This window comes from Arthrobacter sp. HS15c, assembly GCF_040812005.1.
GTDB lineage: Bacteria > Actinomycetota > Actinomycetes > Actinomycetales > Micrococcaceae > Arthrobacter.
In genome coordinates this window covers 123,847-140,300 of the sequence record NZ_JBFOHM010000006.1, presented here as the reverse complement: position 1 = coordinate 140,300, position 16,454 = coordinate 123,847, and the positions used below count along the sequence as shown (strand labels likewise).

The 16,454-nt window shown below is 66.2% G+C and carries 17 protein-coding genes; 12 read left to right on the top strand and 5 right to left on the bottom strand.

All coding sequences use genetic code 11. From position 1 onward, the window contains the following. Positions 1 to 51 precede the first annotated feature (51 nt). The 3 genes from ABV518_RS11520 to ABV518_RS11510 all read left to right on the top strand — a co-directional run bounded on the left by ABV518_RS11520 (position 52) and on the right by ABV518_RS11510 (position 2,719). Positions 52 to 771 carry a CoA transferase subunit A gene (locus tag ABV518_RS11520; protein WP_367767223.1) on the top strand — a complete coding sequence of 240 codons (720 nt, stop codon included), beginning with the start codon at positions 52 to 54 and terminating at the stop codon, positions 769 to 771. A gap of 80 nt (positions 772 to 851) precedes the next feature. Beyond that, positions 852 to 1,526, top strand: coding sequence for a CoA transferase subunit B (locus ABV518_RS11515; RefSeq protein WP_367767222.1), 675 nt, complete (start codon positions 852 to 854; stop codon positions 1,524 to 1,526). Beyond that, positions 1,523 to 2,719: an acetyl-CoA acetyltransferase gene (locus tag ABV518_RS11510; protein WP_367767221.1), complete on the top strand. Its 1,197-nt coding sequence runs from the start codon at positions 1,523 to 1,525 to the stop codon at positions 2,717 to 2,719. The genes ABV518_RS11515 and ABV518_RS11510 overlap by 4 nt, the downstream gene beginning before the upstream one ends. Before the next feature lie 92 nt (positions 2,720 to 2,811). Here ABV518_RS11510 and ABV518_RS11505 read toward each other — a convergent pair whose 3' ends face one another. Together ABV518_RS11505 and ABV518_RS11500 are read right to left on the bottom strand one after the other, a co-directional pair. Then, positions 2,812 to 3,564: an ankyrin repeat domain-containing protein gene (locus ABV518_RS11505; protein WP_367767219.1), complete on the bottom strand. Its 753-nt coding sequence runs from the start codon at positions 3,562 to 3,564 to the stop codon at positions 2,812 to 2,814. A gap of 10 nt (positions 3,565 to 3,574) precedes the next feature. After that, a complete protein-coding gene (locus tag ABV518_RS11500) occupies positions 3,575 to 4,156 on the bottom strand; it encodes a heme-binding protein (RefSeq protein WP_367767217.1) in 582 nt (193 codons plus the stop codon). A gap of 217 nt (positions 4,157 to 4,373) precedes the next feature. Between ABV518_RS11500 and ABV518_RS11495 the strand changes: the two genes are divergently transcribed. Both ABV518_RS11495 and ABV518_RS11490 read left to right on the top strand, forming a co-directional pair. After that, complete coding sequence (locus ABV518_RS11495) at positions 4,374 to 5,606, top strand: sensor histidine kinase (protein ID WP_367767216.1); 1,233 nt, start codon at positions 4,374 to 4,376, stop codon at positions 5,604 to 5,606. Beyond that, complete coding sequence (locus ABV518_RS11490) at positions 5,603 to 6,229, top strand: response regulator (RefSeq protein ID WP_367767215.1); 627 nt, start codon at positions 5,603 to 5,605, stop codon at positions 6,227 to 6,229. The genes ABV518_RS11495 and ABV518_RS11490 overlap by 4 nt, the downstream gene beginning before the upstream one ends. Here the strand turns inward: ABV518_RS11490 and ABV518_RS11485 are convergent. Continuing rightward, positions 6,226 to 7,035, bottom strand: coding sequence for an IclR family transcriptional regulator (locus ABV518_RS11485; protein WP_367767214.1), 810 nt, complete (start codon positions 7,033 to 7,035; stop codon positions 6,226 to 6,228). The genes ABV518_RS11490 and ABV518_RS11485 overlap by 4 nt on opposite strands. Before the next feature lie 40 nt (positions 7,036 to 7,075). Beyond that, on the bottom strand, positions 7,076 to 7,912 hold the full coding sequence (locus ABV518_RS11480; RefSeq protein WP_367767213.1) for an NAD-dependent epimerase/dehydratase family protein: 837 nt from the start codon (positions 7,910 to 7,912) through the stop codon (positions 7,076 to 7,078). Positions 7,913 to 8,014: 102 nt separating this feature from the next. On the opposite strand from ABV518_RS11480, the gene ABV518_RS11475 reads away from it, so the two are divergent. From ABV518_RS11475 to ABV518_RS11445, 7 genes are all read left to right on the top strand, one after another. Then, positions 8,015 to 9,343 (top strand): ABC transporter substrate-binding protein, encoded by a 1,329-nt coding sequence (locus ABV518_RS11475; protein WP_367767212.1) that lies wholly within the window; start codon positions 8,015 to 8,017, stop codon positions 9,341 to 9,343. Beyond that, positions 9,340 to 10,290 (top strand): carbohydrate ABC transporter permease, encoded by a 951-nt coding sequence (locus tag ABV518_RS11470; RefSeq protein WP_367767211.1) that lies wholly within the window; start codon positions 9,340 to 9,342, stop codon positions 10,288 to 10,290. The genes ABV518_RS11475 and ABV518_RS11470 overlap by 4 nt, the downstream gene beginning before the upstream one ends. Beyond that, a complete protein-coding gene (locus ABV518_RS11465) occupies positions 10,287 to 11,198 on the top strand; it encodes a carbohydrate ABC transporter permease (RefSeq protein ID WP_367767210.1) in 912 nt (303 codons plus the stop codon). The genes ABV518_RS11470 and ABV518_RS11465 overlap by 4 nt, the downstream gene beginning before the upstream one ends. Positions 11,199 to 11,240: 42 nt before the next feature. Further along, a complete protein-coding gene (locus ABV518_RS11460) occupies positions 11,241 to 12,530 on the top strand; it encodes a glucarate dehydratase family protein (protein WP_367767208.1) in 1,290 nt (429 codons plus the stop codon). Between the two features lie 8 nt (positions 12,531 to 12,538). Then, a complete protein-coding gene (locus tag ABV518_RS11455; RefSeq protein WP_367767207.1) occupies positions 12,539 to 13,717 on the top strand; it encodes a hypothetical protein in 1,179 nt (392 codons plus the stop codon). A 40-nt stretch (positions 13,718 to 13,757) separates the two neighbouring features. Then, positions 13,758 to 14,813 (top strand): zinc-dependent alcohol dehydrogenase family protein, encoded by a 1,056-nt coding sequence (locus ABV518_RS11450; RefSeq protein WP_367767206.1) that lies wholly within the window; start codon positions 13,758 to 13,760, stop codon positions 14,811 to 14,813. Positions 14,814 to 14,972: 159 nt separating this feature from the next. Beyond that, the gene (locus ABV518_RS11445) at positions 14,973 to 15,176 is read left to right on the top strand and encodes a cold-shock protein (RefSeq protein WP_013599688.1); all 204 of its coding nucleotides are present in this window, start codon (positions 14,973 to 14,975) and stop codon (positions 15,174 to 15,176) included. A 63-nt stretch (positions 15,177 to 15,239) separates the two neighbouring features. Here ABV518_RS11445 and ABV518_RS11440 read toward each other — a convergent pair whose 3' ends face one another. Next, entirely contained in the window at positions 15,240 to 16,373 is a 1,134-nt protein-coding gene (locus tag ABV518_RS11440) for an acyl-CoA dehydrogenase family protein (RefSeq protein WP_367767415.1), read from the bottom strand. Positions 16,374 to 16,454: the final 81 nt, after the last annotated feature.

The window sequence follows — 16,454 nt, the reverse complement described above, 5'->3', positions numbered from 1 at the left end:
GTCCATAAAGTGGATTTCCACCCAACGCCCGCTCTCAATGAGGAGAAAAGCATGTCGAAACTAAAAACAGGCGCTGCCGACGCCCTCCGCGATGCCCTGCGGGATGGAATCACCCTGGCTGTGGGCGGCTTCGGCCTGAGCGGCATCCCGGCTGACCTGATCGAGGCTGTCCGCGACTCCGGTGTCCGGGGCCTCACAGTGGTGTCGAACAACATGGGCGTGGATGGCAAGGGCCTGGGTGTCCTGATTGAAGCGGGGCAGGTCCGGAAGGTCATCGCCTCCTACGTGGGTGAGAACAAGCTGTTCGCCGAGCAGTACCTAGCCGGGAAGCTGGAAGTGGAGTTCACCCCGCAGGGCACGCTCGCCGAACGCCTCCGCGCCGGCGGCGCCGGCATCCCCGCCTTTTACACCAAGACCGGTGTCGGCACGCTGGTCGCCGAGGGCAAGCGGCACGAGGTGTTCGACGGCGAAACGTACGTGCAGGAGCGCGCCATCCGCGCCGACGTCGCACTCGTCCACGCGCACACCGCCGACACGGACGGGAACCTGGTCTATCGCTACACGGCCCGGAACTTCAACCCCGTAGTGGCAACCGCCGGGGCGGTCACCATCGCGGAAGCGGAAGTCATCGTGGAACCCGGAACCCTGGATCCCAACCACATTGTCACCCCCGGCGTCTACGTCCAGCGCCTGGTCCAGGCGAGCGGCCGGGTCAAGGACATCGAACAGCGCACGGTCCGCCCGCGCACGGCCGAGCCCGTCCCCGCCTAGTACCGCTCCACAAGAGGTACCGCTTCACACAGCGCGAACGAACATTTAAGCCCCCTCAACTTTTGAACAAGGAGACCCCCATGGCCTGGACCAGGGATGAAATGGCTGCCATCGCGGCCGAGGAACTCAACGACGGCGACTACGTGAACCTGGGGATCGGCATCCCCACGCTGGTTGCCAACAACCTGCCCGACGGCGTGCGCGTGGTCCTGCAGAGCGAAAACGGCCTGCTGGGCATGGGCCCGTTCCCTTACGACGGCGAGGAGGACGCTGACCTCATCAACGCCGGCAAGCAGACCGTCACGGTCCTGCCCGGCGGCAGCATCTTCGACTCCGCGACGTCCTTCGGCATGATCCGCGGCGGCCACGTGAAAGTCGCCATCCTCGGCGCCATGCAGGTCTCCGGCAGCGGCGACCTCGCCAACTGGACCATCCCGGGCAAGATGGTCAAGGGCATGGGCGGCGCCATGGACCTCGTGGCCGGCACGCCGCGCGTGGTGGTCCTCACCGAGCACAACGCCAAGGACGGCACCGCCAAAATCGTCACTGAGTGCACCCTGCCGCTCACGGGGCTGAGCTGCGTGGACAGGATTATCAGCGACCTTGCGGTCTTTGACCTGGTGAAAGCGGACGACGGCGGCGGGCGGCAGCTCACGCTGACCCGCCTTGCGCCGGGGGTCACCGTGGACGAAATCCGGGCGAAGACCGAGGCCGCATTTGACGTCCAGCTCGAAAACGAGGAAGTGGCAGCATGAGCCTGAAGGAACAGTTCGGCAAAGACGTCCTGCTCACCGGCTGGGGCCACAGCCGGTTCGGCAAACTGACCGACGAGACCCTCGAGTCCCTCATCGTCCAGGTGGCCACGGAGGCCATCAGCAACGCCGGCATCGAAGCCGGCCAGATTGATGAAATCTACCTCGGCCAGTTCAACTCCGGCATGATGCCGCTGGCCTTCCCGTCATCCCTGGCATTGCAGGTCTCGCCGGAGCTGGCCAACGTCCCGGCCACCCGCGTCGAGAACGCCTGCGCCTCGGGGTCGGCCGCTTTCCAGCAGGGAACCAAGTCGCTGCTGGCCGGCACCGCGAAAACCGTCCTGGTGATCGGCGCGGAGAAGATGACGCACGCCGGTGCCGACGTTGTGGGAGCCGCCCTGTTGGGCGCCGACTACGACATGGCCGGGCAGACCTCCACCACGGGCTTCACCGGACTCTTCGCCGACGTCGCCAAGCACTACGAGAAGCGCTACGGGCGCGGGGACGGAAAGCTGGGCGACGTCCTGGGCACCATCGCGGCGAAAAACCACCGCAACGGCGTGGACAACCCCTACGCCCAGCTTCGCAAGGACCTCGGCGAGGAGTTCTGCCGCACCATCTCGGACAAGAACCCCATGGTCGCGGACCCCCTGCGCCGCACCGACTGCTCCCCCGTGTCCGACGGCGCCGCCGCCGTCGTGCTGTCCACCTCACCCACCGGCGGGGCCACTGCGCCGGTGCGGCTCGCGGGCTTCGGCCAGGCCAACGACTTCTTCCCGGCCGAGCGCCGGGACCCCACGGCCTTCGCGGCCACCCGGGTGTCCTGGCAGCGCGCCCTGGCGATGGCCGGCGTCGGGCTTGACGGGCTGGACTTCGCCGAGGTCCACGACTGCTTCACCATCGCCGAGCTCCTGATGTACGAGGCCATGGGGCTGACGGAACCCGGTCAGGGAGCCCGCGCCCTGGAGGAGGGCTGGGTCTTCAAGGACGGCAAGCTGCCCGTCAACGTCTCCGGCGGCCTGAAGGCCAAGGGCCATCCCGTGGGTGCCACGGGCGTGTCACAGCACGTTATCGCCGCGATGCAGCTCACCGGCACCGCCGGCGCCATGCAGCTGGCGAACCCGCGCCGGGCAGCCGTCCAGAACATGGGCGGCGTGGGCATCGCCAACTACGTCAGCGTCCTGGAAGCCGTCTAAGTCGAGCCGAACGTCGAAGTAGGCCAGTTTTGAAGCGTTGTGCGCCCCAAACCACTGGGCGCTGCGGGCAACCCAGCCAAAACTGGGCTGTTTCAGTGAGCCCGGATCAGTGCTGCGCTCTCGCCAAAGCCCAGCCGTTCGGCATTCTGCAGGGCGCTCCGCCCCTGGGGATCGCGGATGTTCGGATCGCCGCCTGCCTCGAGCAGGAGCCGGACCACCTCCTGCTGCCTGGGCCCGCCGTCGTTGAGCAGGATGGCCTCCTGCATGGCGGTCCAGCCCAGGTTGTTCACATGGTTGACGGGCACTCCAGCGGCCAGCAGAATGCGGACTGTCTCCACATGGCCGTGTTCGCTGGCCGGGATCAGGGCTGTCCCGCCGTAACGGTTGGTGCTGGCAACGTCGGCGCCGGCCACCAGCGTCAGCCGGAGGACCTCGTTGAAGCCCTCCGCCCCGGCGTAGAGGAACGCGGAGTCCTGGATGGCGTCCTTGGCATTGACATTGCCGCCGCGACCAATGAGCTCGCCCACGAGCGCCACATTGTTGGCCTTCGCCGCGGCGATCAGTTCCTGGTCGAGCCGGGCCTGGGCTTCGGCGGACAAGGCCGGCTCCGTTGAGGTTGGCGAAGTGGTGGTAGCCGGGGTTGCAGGCGGGGCGGACGTGGCGGGAGCGGAGGTCCCAGGACCCGGCAGGACGGACGACGGCGGCGCCTCCACCCGTGGTGCCTCGCCGGGAACCGCCTGGCAGGCCGCGAGGCACACCGCCACGCCGCCCGCCAAAATCAGTACCGCCGCCGCGCTGCCAGCCCGGCGCCGGTTCTTCAACCGCCAGGTCCTGAACCGCCTCATGGAGCCGAGCCTACTTGGCCGGGCCGGCTGCCAGCGCGGCGATGGTGTCGGCGCCGGCGGTGGCGCAGGCTTCGTCCAGGTTGCCGTCGGGGGCACCGCCCACACCAATGCCCGCCACTGAGACGCCGTTGACCTTCAGCGGGACGCCACCGGCGAGGAACAGGGTGCCGGGAAGGTCAGCGATGCTGGGTCCGTTGCCGTTGATGCGCTTGGCCAGCTCACTCGTGGGCGCACCGAAAGCGGCCGCGGTGTAGGCCTTCTGCTTGGCAGCCTCGATCGTGTGCTCGGCGGCGTTGTCGCCGCGAAGGAGCGCCTGGACAGTTCCGAACCGATCCACGAGGGCCACCGTGACGAACGGCAGCTTGTCCGCCTGGCATTTGGCGAGGGCTGCGCTGACGGCATCGGAAGAGGCGCCAACACTGATGCGGTTCTGCGCCACCACGGTTTCCGGTGCCTGCGGGATATCGACGGCGGGCACCGCGGCCGGGGCGGCCGCCTGGCTGGTTCCGGCATTGGCCGCGGCGGTCAGCCCGCCGGTGAGCAGCAACGCCCCGGCGGCAGCGGCGGCGGCAATCTTGTTGGACTTCTTCACGGTGTTCTCCTCATGCTGATGGACTCACGATGATGGGATCCCTTGGAACGGGCATCGGCTCCATCCATCCTGTCCAGCCGCGCCGGAACAAACATCGGGCCTTCGGCTGCGCCCCGCTCCTCCGCAAGGCCAGCAGCATCAGCCAAAAGGCTGAGAGACCAGCAATGGTGCGGGCAATAGCATGGGAGAGGAACTCCCCTGACCTGAACCGGACCCCATGCCATCCCCTGCCACTCCCCCCGAAACCCTGACCACAGGATCCGCCCTGCCTGCCAACCCTGGCCCGGCGGCTGGCCGGTTCGGCCGGATCGACGCCGCCGTCCACCTGGGCTTCGCTGTCCTCCTCGTGGCGTCGGCCGTCCGCTATGCCATGCGGCACAGCCTGCCGGACAACGTCCTGGTCCTCGGACTGGCAGGAGCGGTGTTCGCGTTGTACGCCGTGATCGCCGTCCTGGCCCGGCAGGGACGCCCGTGGGCAGTGTGGATGCTCGTGTTTGTGGCCGTCTGGGCAGCCCTGGTCATCGCCGCACCCAGCTTTGCGTGGTGCTCCTTTGCAATTTTCTTCCTGTGCCGCACCGCTTTTCGAGGCGCTGTGGGCTACGTGGCGGCGGGCGCGACGGCGGCCGCCACCGCCGTCGGGCTGTTCCGGCTCAGCGACGGCACGGACCTCGCCATGCTGCTGGGGCCGCTCGCTGTCGGCGCGATGCTGACCCTGATTTATGACCGGATCGAGCACGACGCCGCGGAGCAGCGGCGCCTCCATGCCGAGGTGTCGCTGGCACAGGGCCAGCTGGCGGCCAGCGAGCGCCGTGCCGGCACGATCGCCGAACGCGAACGGGTATCACGTGAGATCCACGACACCGTGACGCAGGGCCTGGCCAGCAGCCTGCTGCTCCTGGAGGCCGCTGACCGTTCGTGGCCAGGCCACGCAGCGCGGCAGGAGCTCACCCAGGCTACGGAGCTCCTGCGCCGGAACCTCGCTGAGACGCGCAGCCTGGTCCACGAGCTCGCCGCCCCGGGCCTCGAGGCGTCACCGCTGCCCGAGGCCCTGCACCAGGCGGCCGCGCAGTACGTCCCGCAAGCCCGGCTGCTGGTCACCGGTGAGCCGAGGGCCGTCCCGGCCGAAGTCCGGCACGCCCTGCTGCGCGTGGTCCAGAGCGCGTCCGCGAACGTCCAGCAGCACGCACACGCCACCACCACAACCCTGACGCTGGGCTTCCTCCCGGACTCCGTCACCCTGGACATTTACGACGACGGGACCGGCTTTGATCCGTTGGCGGCAGCACCGCCGTCGGACGCCGGAGGCTACGGGCTGCGCGCCATGCGTCAGCGGGTGGAGCAACTGGGAGGCGTATTCTCAGTTGAAAGTTCACCCGGCGAAGGGACCGTTGTGGCCGCACAACTGCCGGCCCCGATGCCACTGCAGCGGACACACGGAGACGACGCATGACCACAATCAGCGTGCTCCTGGTGGACGACCACATGGTGGTCCGGAGCGGCCTCAAGGCGCTGCTGGGAACACAGCCTGACTTTGACGTGGTGGCCGAGGCCGCCTCCGGCGAGGAGGCCCTGGAGCTGGTGGAACAGCACTCCCCTGCCGTGGTGGTGATGGACCTGGCCATGGGCGCCGGAATGGACGGCATCGAGGCTATCAGGCAGTTGCGGCAGCGCAACGGCCGGCAGGCCATCCTGGTGTTCACGACCTACGATTCGGACGCGGACATCGTCCGGGCGGTGGACGCCGGGGCCATGGGCTACCTGCTCAAGGACGCTTCCCCGGACGAGATCTTCGCCGCCATCCGCGGAGCAGTGCAGGGGAAAAGCGTGATGAGTGCTCCGGTGGCCTCGCGGCTCTTCCAGCAGCTCCGCAATCCGGACGAGGTCCTGACGCCCAGGGAAGCTGAGCTGCTGAGCCTCCTGACCGAGGGGCTCAGCAACCGGGAGCTGGGCCAGCGGCTGTTCATTTCCGAGGCGACGGTCAAAACGCATTTGGCGCACATCTACGCCAAGCTCGGCGTGGAGACCCGGGCCGCGGCGATCGCCACGGCCATCCGCCGGGAGGGCATGCGCTAGCGGATCCCGGCCACCCGCAGGGTTCTGGCGAGCTCGGCGGCGGCCGCTTCCAGGGTGGCCACGGTTTCGCGGAGGACTTCCTCTGTTGCGAGTTCGGTGGGGATGGAGCAGCTGATGGCATCGGTGCCCGGGATCCGGTACGGCACCACCACACTGACGCAGCATAGTCCCACAGTATTTTGCTCCCTCTCCACGGCGTGGCCGGTCCGGCGGAACACCGCCAGTTCAGCCTGCAAAGCGTCGAAGTCCGGCACCGTATTGGGCGTGAGCTGGTCGTAGGGGCCGGCACCGATCCGCTGGCGGACCTCCGCGTCGGTGAACTCGGACAGGATGGCCTTGCCCAGCGCGGTCACCTGGGCGGGCAGCTTCCGGCCCACACGTGACGAGAGCCGACGGCGGTCCACAGCCTGCCGGGTCGCCAGGTAGATGACATCTGACCGGTCCAGGCGGGCGTAGTGCGTGGTGAAGGTCGTGGCGTTGCGGACCTTTTCCAGCACCCCGGAAACGTGCTCCATGACCGGGTCACGGTCCAGGTAGGCGGTGCCGCACAGGAGTGCGTGCGTGCCGATCCGGTAGGCGCCTTCCGCAGTCTGTTCAATCCAGTTCAGCTCCAGGAGCGTCAGCAGGAGCCAGTGGAGGCTGGAGCGCGGATACCCGGTCTGCTTGAAGATTTCCGCAGTCGTCAGGGGCTGGGGGGCGGCAGCCAACAGTTCAAGGATTGCGATCGTGCGCTCAGCGGATTTAACGAGTTTCACGTCTCCGGCGGACCCGACACCATCGTCGGACTGAACCTCCAGCGGTGTCATTTCTGCCTCCCCTTCCCGCTCGTCCCTACAGTACGGTAGTTCACTTCGTTGCCAGTTGCGGGTAGTTGTCCACTCCGACCTGATGGCCGCTGCTGGCCCAGAACCCGCCCAGAAGGCGGTCCCACGCTTCGCCTTCGCCGTTGCTGCTCACCGAGGAAGCAAAGTCCTCAGCGTTGTCCTGCGGATCAAATCCGATCCGGCGGCCGGCCGACAGGTCCGCCCAGCCGCGTGAATTGGCCGAGACAGCCCACAGCACGTGATGCCCAGGGGCGCCCTGGTCACTCAGGGTCGCCTCAACCAGCCGGTAGGAATCAGCCGGCGAAAGCCAGGACGAGAGTGTGCGGGCGTTGTCCGGCCGCTCGCCGCCTGTCCCGATCCGGGCACTGACGATCTTCATTCCGAACTTGTCGGCGTAGAGGCTGCCCAGGGCTTCCATCGCTGCCTTGCTGACGCCGTAGTAGGTGTCCGGCCGCGGAGCCAGGACAGTGTCCAGGCCGGCCGCCGCGGAGGGGTGAAAGCCCACCGCATGGGTGGAACTGGCCAGGAGTACGCGCTCGACGCCGTTCCTGCGTGCCGCTTCCAGTGTCACCTGGGTGCCGGTGATGTTGGTGGCCACCAATTCTTCCCACGTCTTCTCCCGGTGGAGCCCGCCCAGGTGGATCACTGCCGTGACACCGGCGAGCGCGGCGTCCATGAAGTCAGCGTTGGCCACCGAACCTACGTACAGGGATTCGCTGGGACCGGGGTGAGGGGCTTCCGCCAGGTCGACAAGCCGGACACTGTGTCCGGCTTCGGCCAGGTAGGGCCGCAGCAGGGAAGCCATCATTCCGGCAGCGCCTGTCAGGGCGATGGTGTGGGCCTCCGGCGTTGCTGACAATTTTCCTCCTGCGGTTGACAGTCTGTGATGGCGATCATACTCTCATGAAGTACGTTTCACATAGTAACAGTGATTTACATATGTAAAAAGAGGAGAATCAAAGTGGATTCGAGAATTAAGTCCCGCTCCCGCACTGCCGTGGCGCTGACCATTGCCTCCGCGGCAGTCCTTACCGGTTGCGCCGGCGGGTCAGCACCGGCGGCCACCGACGACGGCCAGCCGATCGAGGTCTGGGCGCGCGCCGGCACCGACGCGGCCACCACCTACGCGGCCATGTTTAAGGAATTCACCGCCAAGACTGGCGTGCAGGTCAACTTCCAGGGCGTGCCGGACCTTGACCAGCAGCTCCAAACGAGGGCTGCATCGAAAAAACTGCCGGATATTGTCATCAACGACTCCGCCGCCCTCGGCAACTACACCGCCCAGGGCTACCTCCAGAAAATCGATAAATCCACGGTGTCGGGCAACGACAAAATCGCGGATTCGCTCTGGGACGAGACCGTCGGACTGGACGGCGCCAGCTACGGGGTCCCCTTCTCCCGCCAGACCATGGTCACCCTGATCCGCAAAGACTGGCGTGAAAAGCTGGGCCTGCCGATCCCTGAGACCCAAGAGGACCTGGCCCGGCTTGCCACCGCGTTCGCCACCGGGGATCCCGACGGAAACGGCCAGGCAGACACCTACGGCATGACGGTTCCCGGCTCCACCGAGCGCGGCTACCTCGGCTGGTGGGCCTCCTCCTATATCTGGCAGGACGGCGGCAGCTACCTGACCGACGAAGGCGATGGCAAGTTCACCTCCAACGCATCCGCCGCCGAAACGCAGGAGGGCGTCAGCTGGATCAAGCAGCAGTTCTGCACACCCGGCAACACCCAGCCTGGTGCGCTCACGGCAGCAACCAGCGTTGCCTCACCGTTCTTCCAGACCGGCAAAACCGGCATCATCCTGACCGGCCCGTACAACTTTTCTTCCTTCGACGCGGCCCTGGGCAAGGACGCGTACGAGGTGGTTGCGGCCCCCAAGGGTTCGGTGGACAGCACCGTTCTGGCTGAAGGCGAAAACATCTACGTCACCGCAAGCAACGGCAAGAAGGACCAGACCAAGCAGGTCATTGATTACCTGGTTTCCCCTGACGGCCAGAAGGCCGGCATGACCGCCGGCAAGCAGCCCATTGTCCGGGTCCCGGTGAACGCCGACGTTGATGCAGCGGCCGTCTACAACGACCCCCGGTGGGCAGTGGTGCAGGACGCACTCAAGAACTCCTCCGAGGCGTTTCCGTCGGCGATCAACTTTGTTCCCATCAAGCAGGCCGCTGCTGAAAGCCTGAACAAAATCGTGTCCGACTGTGCCGCAGATAACGTCGCTTCGGGCCTGCAGGGACTGGACAAGGCCATCAACGACGAACTGACGAGCCAGAACGCCAAATCATGACCGTAACCCCAACCAAGCCTGCGGGAATTTCCCGGGCTGCGGGCGCATCGAAGCCACCGCCGGCGTCGAGGAAGCGCAAGAACAGCAGGCAGGTCCTCGCTATCTGGCTGTTCCTTGTCCCGGCAGCGGTTCTTGGCCTCTACTTCAAGTTCATCCCCATGGTCGAGGGCATCAGGCTGAGCCTGTTCAAGGTGCAGCCGTTCCTGGGTGATGTGTTTGTGGGGTTCGACAACTACGCCAACGTCCTGACGGACCAGCGCTTCCTGGACGCCCTTGGCCACACGGTTGTTCTCGGCCTGACCCAGACCATGGGCGCCCTGGTGGTGGGATTTGTCCTGGCCCTCCTCCTGGAGGGCCAGGCGCGGTCCTTGTGGGTCCTTCGCACCGCCATCTTCCTGCCTGTGGTGACGGCACTGGCCGTCGTGGGCGAGATCTGGCGGATCCTGTACTTCCCCACGTCCGACGGGCCGCTGAACACCATCCTCGGCTGGGCCGGACTCGAGCCCCTGCAGTTCCTCAACGGCACGGATACCGCCCTCTGGTCCATCGCCGTCGTAGGCATCTGGAGCGGCGCGCCCTACAACATGGTGATCATCCTTGCCGGCCTGACCGGCGTGGACCGGTCCCTGTACGAGTCGGCAGGCGTCGACGGCGCCACCATCTGGCAGCGGCTGCGCTACATCACCCTGCCGGCGCTGCGCCCCTCGATCGTGATCGTACTGACGCTGGCCGCGATCCGCAGCCTCCGCAGTTTCACGGAGGTCTATGTCCTCACTGGTGGCGGACCGGCCGGCTCCACGGAGGTCTGGATGACCCGAATGTATTCACTGGGCTTTCAACGCAACGACATCGGCGTCGCCTCCGCCGCCGCGGTCCTGCTGCTGGTGGTCACGCTGCTGCTGACACTAGGTACCCAGTTCCTGGCCCGAAGGAAGGCAGAACAATGAGCCAACTGCGCACACGGTCCGCACCACGGACCCGCCCCATGTCCTCCTCGGCCCGGTTTGATTCGGCCCTGGGCTGGTCGCCCCGGATGGGGACCAACATGGTCCTTCGGATCGCGCTCTGCATCCTGGTGTTCTGCATCTTCGCGTTGCCGTTCGTCGCCATAATCTCCGGAGCCTTCGACCGGAACTCCAGCCCCACGGAAATCTCGCTGTTTCCGAAGACGTTCACGCTGCAGAACTTCCAGGCAGCACAGCAACAAGGGTTGTGGGGCTACCTGCTCAACTCCCTGGTCATTGCCGGTGGCGGGCTCCTCCTGCAGATGACCGTCTCTGTCTTCGCCGCCTACAGCCTGAGCCGCAGGAAATTCCGCGGACAGGCCCTGGTGATGCTGCTGGTCCTGATGACCATGATGCTGCCCGAGGAAGTCATTGGCATCCCACTGTCCCTCGTGCTCGGAGACCTGCCGCTGCTGGGCATCAGCCTCCGGGGAACGGTCCTTGCGGTCATCCTTCCCGTTGGCATCTGGGGCTTCTCGATCTTCATCATGAGCGAATTCATGAAGGAGATCCCGGCGGAGATCGAGGAAGCAGCCAGGCTGGACGGTGTGGGGGAATTCCGCATGCTGTTCACCATCATCCTTCCGCTCTGCAAGCCCGCCCTCGGGGTGATCGGAATCTTCGGCTTCATGATGGTCTGGGACCAGTACCTGCTTCCCCTCATCGCTGCCAATGACCCGAGCGACTACACCCTCACAGTTGCCCTCTCCGTGCTGCGCAACGACACCACCGTTGGACCCGGCGTGCTGCTGGCCGGCGCTGTCATGGCCATGATCCCCAGCCTGCTGGTGTACCTCTTCCTGCAGCGCTCCATGATCCGCGGCATCACCTCAGGCGCCACCAAAGGCTAGCGCAGGATCCTGCCGCCCAGCCGTCCCACCGAAAGAAGTTCCATGAATACCAGCACCACCCTTCAGGCCGCACCCACGACGACGGCGGCCGACCTGAGAATCACGGACATCACCATCACGCCCATCGCGTTCTCCGACCCTCCGCTGCTGAATGCCGTCGGCGTGCACGAGCCCCTGGTGCACCGCGTCGTCATTGAGGTCCGCACAGCCAACGGACTCCTGGGCCTGGGAGAGTGCGCCGGCGGGCAAAGCAGGCTGGACAACCTCGCCGTTGGAGCCAAGGCCATCAAGGGCCTCAGTGTCTTTGACACGTCACTGATGGAACAGCTCATCAATGAAGCGCTCGCCGCGGAACCGTCCGTCTTCGAACGTGCCGCCGTTTTCTCTGCGTTTGAGGTGGCTGCGCTGGACATCCAGGGCCACGCCACGGGCCGGAGCGTCAGTGAACTGCTTGGCGGCACCGTCCGGGATGAAGTCCCGTTCAGTGCGTACCTGTTCTACAAATGGGCCGAGCATCCGGCACTGGACGGCCGGCCGGCGATTGCCGATGAGTGGGGCGAAGCCCTGGACTCCGAAGGCATCGTGCGGCAGGCCCGCAGGATGATCGCCGAATACGGCTTCAAATCCATCAAGCTCAAGGGCGGCGTCTTTCCGCCCGCCCAGGAAATCGAAGCCATCAGGGCCCTCCGCGAGGCTTTCCCCGACCTGCCGCTCCGCCTGGACCCCAACACGGCCTGGACCGTGGAAACGTCCAAGTGGGTGGCCGGGCAGACTGAGGGCCTGCTCGAGTATTTGGAAGACCCCACCCCGGGCCTCAAGGGAATGGGGCAGGTGGCGGCTTCGGCCGCCATGCCCCTGGCCACCAACATGTGTGTGGTGGCTTTTGACCAAATCAAACGCAGCGTGGAGCTGGACTCGGTCCAGGTGATCCTGGGCGACCACCACTACTGGGGCGGCCTTCGGCACACCCGGGAACTGGGAACCCTCTGCCAGACCTTCGGGATCGGCCTGTCCATGCACTCCAACTCGCACCTGGGCATCAGCCTCGCCGCCATGGTGCACGTTGCCGCGGCCACTCCGGCGCTCACCTACGCCTGCGACACGCACTACCCGTGGAACGGCCACAACGATGTCATCAAGCCCGGCACCCTGCGCTTTGTTGACGGCAGCGTCGCGGTGCCGGCCGGTCCGGGCCTCGGAGTCGAGCTGGACCGGGAAAAATTGGCGGAACTGCACCAGCAGTACCTCGACGCAAAGATGACCGCACGGGATGACACCGGCTATATGCAGCGGTTTGTGCCGGAGTACACCGCCGACCTGCCCCGCTGGTGACTCAACCCATGCGGAGCGCCACAGGCTACCTCTATCCATGGGACGTCCTCGGGGACCCTGACGCGGCCGCCCGCATCAGGGCCACGGGAGTCAACCGGGTGGCGCTGTCTGCGGCCTACCACTCGGTCCGCGCAGCCACGCCCCGGCATCCGGAACGCCGGGTCGTGGACGCCCGTTCCGCAGCCCTCTACGTGCCGGTCAGCAATGCCTGGAACGGCCAGTCCCTGGCTCCGGCGGACGCTGCGGAATGGACGGGAACCGATGATTCCTTCTCCGCTGCGGCCGCCGTTATCCGGAGCACGGGGCTTCCCGTCGATGCATGGACGGTCCTGACGCATTCAAGTGCGCTCGGGACGGGGCTGCCTGAGTTCTGCGTGCGGAACGCCTTCGGCGAAACCTACCGCCACGCCCTGTGCCCTTCGCATCCGGAAGTCCGCCGGTACGCGGCCACGCTGGTGGCACAGGTGCTGCAGCGCGGCCGGCCCGACGGGTTGGTCCTTGAAGCGGCGGGCCCGCTCGGGTTCGGCCACCAGAACCAGCATGAGAAAACCGAGGGGGCCGAGTATTCGCCCTGGGTGCAGGCGCTCCTGTCCTTGTGCTTCTGCGCGGCCTGCTGTTCCACCTACGACGCGTGCGGAATGGCCTCCGAGCCGCTACGGAACAGGGTGCGGCAGGAAATTCTGCGGGCGGACGATCCACACACCACGCCGGAAACGGCCTCCGGTGCCCAGGAATTCCTGCAGCTGCTGGACGCCAGATGGGGTGCGACGGCGGCCCTGCTGGATGCGTGCCTGGCGGTCGTTGCGGACTCCGGAACCACACCCAGGATTTCGATCCATGCCTCACCTGATCCGTGGTCCACGGGGCCGTTCGTTCCGGTGGAAGCGCTCCGCCGCAGCCAACTGTGGCCGCGCATGGGCGAGGTCACCGCCGTCGTTCCCTGTTGGGGAGACACGACAGAGGGAGCCGCCACCGTGTCGGCGATGCAGGCTGCGGCGCCGGAGGCGCGGGTGGGCTCATACGTGCTGGTGCTGCCGCCGAAAGCTGCCGACGCCGGCGCGATGGCACGGGAGTGGGCCGCACTCGTCGAAGCCGGTGCCAGCGAACTCCACCTGTACCACCTGGGGCTGGCTTCCACCCGCCGCCTCGACGCGGCCGCCGACGCCTTGGCTAGCGGCCGGGGCTAGACTCGGTATTCCCCTTCGTCCATGCCCGACAGGAGCAGTTATGCGTGCCACAATCATCCACGGCCCCGGCGATATCAGGGTGGAAGACCGCGACTATCCAACGGTCCAGTTGCCCACCGATGCGGTGGTCAGGGTGACGGCGTCGTGCGTCTGCGGCTCGGACCTCTGGCCCTACCGCGGCGTCAAGCCCACCCGCCGTCCCACCGCCATCGGCCACGAGTTCATCGGCGTTGTGGAGAGCACCGGTGCCGACGTCACCGAGCTGACGGCGGGCGACTTTGTCATCGCACCGTTTGTGGTCAGCTGCGGCGAATGCCCGCAGTGCCGCAACGGCGTCACCGTTGCATGCGCCCGGCTGGCCGGCTGGGGCGGCCGGGACGACTCAGGCGTGAAGATCGACGGCGGCCAGGGCGAGGCAGTGCGCGTTCCGCTGGCCGAGTCCACCCTGGTCAAGGTTCCGCTCGCCGGGGAGCCCGACGACGCCCTCCGGAAGAACCTGCTCACCCTGTCCGACGTCATGGCCACCGGCCACCACGCCGCCCTCTCCGCGCAGGTCTCCCCCGGCCGCACCGTGGTGGTGGTCGGCGACGGCGCGGTGGGGCTCTGCGGCGTGCTGGCCGCCAAACGACTGGGCGCCGAGCGGATCATCGCCATGTCCCGGCACGCCGACCGGCAGGCCATCGCCCGCGAGTTCGGAGCCACGGACATCGTCGAAGAACGCGGGGACGACGGCGTGGCGAAGGTCCGCGAACTCCTGGGCGGGGTGCTCGCCGACTCGGTCCTCGAATGCGTCGGGACCAAGGAATCCATGGAACAGGCCCTGCACTCGGTCCGCCCCGGCGGCGCCCTGGGCTTCGTGGGAGTGCCCACGGGCGGCGCCGAAATACCACTGCGCTACCTGTTCGACAAGAACATCACGGTGTCCGGCGGCATGGCGCCCGCCCGCACGTACATCCCCGAACTGCTCGACGATGTTCTGGCCGGCCGCATCAATCCCGGCCGGGTGTTCGACGTCGAAATGCCGCTTGAAGAAGCGGCAGAAGCGTACAAAGCGATGGACGAACGCCGGGCCATCAAGGTCCTGCTGAGGCCCTAAGCGCATTTCCGGCAGGTTACAGCTTGAATAGTTGATGACGGCAGCTATTGCACGCCCACCGTCCGCCCCCTAGGTTTGAGACAGCGGGGGATCATCTCCGCCATCTGCCTGCCGTTGGAGCAGGACCAGAAAAGGGTTACAAAGGAAGTAGCAATAGCAATGGCAACAGGCACAGTTAAATGGTTCAACGCCGAAAAAGGCTTTGGCTTCATCGCTCCGGATGACGGATCCGCTGACGTTTTCGCGCACTACTCGGCAATTGCCAGCAGCGGCTACCGCTCACTGGACGAGAACCAGAAGGTCGAATTCGATGTGACCCAGGGTCCGAAGGGCCCGCAGGCAGAGAACATCCGCCCGCTGTAACGTCTCAAGGGAACTCCCCCATTGGTGCTTTTCGCACTGGCGGGGGAGTTTTCGCGTTTGCAGCTAAACGAAGGCGGACAATCCGGTGACGCCGCGGCCCACAATCAGTGAATTGATTTCGTAGCTGCCCTCATAGGTGTACAGGATTTCCGCGTCGCCAAAGAGTTTCCCCATTTCGAAATCCGTGCTGATCCCGTTGCCGCCCAGGATGGAGCGGCCCATCGCCACGGACGCGCGCGCCAGCCGGGTGCAGGTGGACTTGGCCATGGCGGCCTGCACCATTTCCAGTTTGCCGTCCTCCTGGATCCTGGCCAGCTGGACCATCAGTGCCAGCGATGCGGAGGCGTTGCCCAGGATTTCGGCGAGCTGCTGCTGGATCAGCTGGAAACGTGCCAGCTCCTTGCCGAACTGCTTCCGGTGCACCGAGTAGGAACGGGCGACGTCGAAGGCCGCCAACTGGATGCCGGCACCTTGCCAGCCCACCCAGGCGCGTGAATCCCGCAGGAGATCGTTGGCCTTGGAGAAGTCGGTGGCGCCCGGCAACATGTTGGACTGTGGAATCCGCACGTTATCCAGGACGATGTCCGCGTTCTGCATGATCCGCAGGCCGATCTTGTTGGAGATCTTCGTGGCCGAGTAACCGGGCCGGTCCGTCTCCACAATGAAGCCCTTGATCTGCCCGTCCGCGTCGTCGCGCGCCCAGACCAGCGCAAAGTCGGCAATGGTTCCGGCACCGATCCAGCGTTTCGCGCCGTTGATCACCCATTCGCCGTCCTCCAGGCGCGCAGTCGTGGCCAGGCCGCCCGCGATATCCGAGCCATGGTCCGGCTCGGTCAGGGCAAACGCCCCCAGCTGGGCAAAGGAGGTCAGCCCGGGCAGCCAGCGCTCCTTCTGCTCCGGAGAACCGAGTTCGTGGATCATGCCCACGATCAGTTCGTTGTGGATGCCCACCAGCGCCGAAAGCGACACATCGGCCCGGGCCACTTCCACGTACATCAGGCCCTTGAAGAGTTTCGAGCTGCCGTCGGTCTGCAGCCCGCCCAGACCGTGCTTGCCCATTTCCGCCAGAAGTCCGAACGGGAATTCCTCGCGGTTCCAGTAGTCGATCGAAGCCTGCCTGACGGAGGCCTGCAGGAACTCCCGGATCTCCAGGTAGCGGTCCTTTTCGTCCCCCGGCAGGAGATCCACGATGTACATCAGGTCCGCGTCCGGAAACGGCAGCGTGGCTGTTGGTGCCGCCACCGGGGCTGCGGTCAAGGAGCCTTCATCACGTCGTTG

Bases quoted from the DNA above. Each gene is read 5' to 3' on its own strand.
- ABV518_RS11520 (WP_367767223.1), top strand. From the start codon at position 52: ATGTCGAAACTAAAAACAGGCGCTGCCGACGCCCTCCGCGATGCCCTG.
- ABV518_RS11515 (WP_367767222.1), top strand. From the start codon at position 852: ATGGCCTGGACCAGGGATGAAATGGCTGCCATCGCGGCCGAGGAACTC.
- ABV518_RS11510 (WP_367767221.1), top strand. From the start codon at position 1,523: ATGAGCCTGAAGGAACAGTTCGGCAAAGACGTCCTGCTCACCGGCTGG.
- ABV518_RS11505 (WP_367767219.1), bottom strand. From the start codon at position 3,564: ATGAGGCGGTTCAGGACCTGGCGGTTGAAGAACCGGCGCCGGGCTGGC.
- ABV518_RS11495 (WP_367767216.1), top strand. From the start codon at position 4,374: ATGCCATCCCCTGCCACTCCCCCCGAAACCCTGACCACAGGATCCGCC.
- ABV518_RS11490 (WP_367767215.1), top strand. From the start codon at position 5,603: ATGACCACAATCAGCGTGCTCCTGGTGGACGACCACATGGTGGTCCGG.
- ABV518_RS11485 (WP_367767214.1), bottom strand. From the start codon at position 7,035: ATGACACCGCTGGAGGTTCAGTCCGACGATGGTGTCGGGTCCGCCGGA.
- ABV518_RS11470 (WP_367767211.1), top strand. From the start codon at position 9,340: ATGACCGTAACCCCAACCAAGCCTGCGGGAATTTCCCGGGCTGCGGGC.
- ABV518_RS11465 (WP_367767210.1), top strand. From the start codon at position 10,287: ATGAGCCAACTGCGCACACGGTCCGCACCACGGACCCGCCCCATGTCC.
- ABV518_RS11460 (WP_367767208.1), top strand. From the start codon at position 11,241: ATGAATACCAGCACCACCCTTCAGGCCGCACCCACGACGACGGCGGCC.
- ABV518_RS11455 (WP_367767207.1), top strand. From the start codon at position 12,539: ATGCGGAGCGCCACAGGCTACCTCTATCCATGGGACGTCCTCGGGGAC.
- ABV518_RS11450 (WP_367767206.1), top strand. From the start codon at position 13,758: ATGCGTGCCACAATCATCCACGGCCCCGGCGATATCAGGGTGGAAGAC.
- ABV518_RS11445 (WP_013599688.1), top strand. From the start codon at position 14,973: ATGGCAACAGGCACAGTTAAATGGTTCAACGCCGAAAAAGGCTTTGGC.
- ABV518_RS11440 (WP_367767415.1), bottom strand. From the start codon at position 16,373: ATGTACATCGTGGATCTCCTGCCGGGGGACGAAAAGGACCGCTACCTG.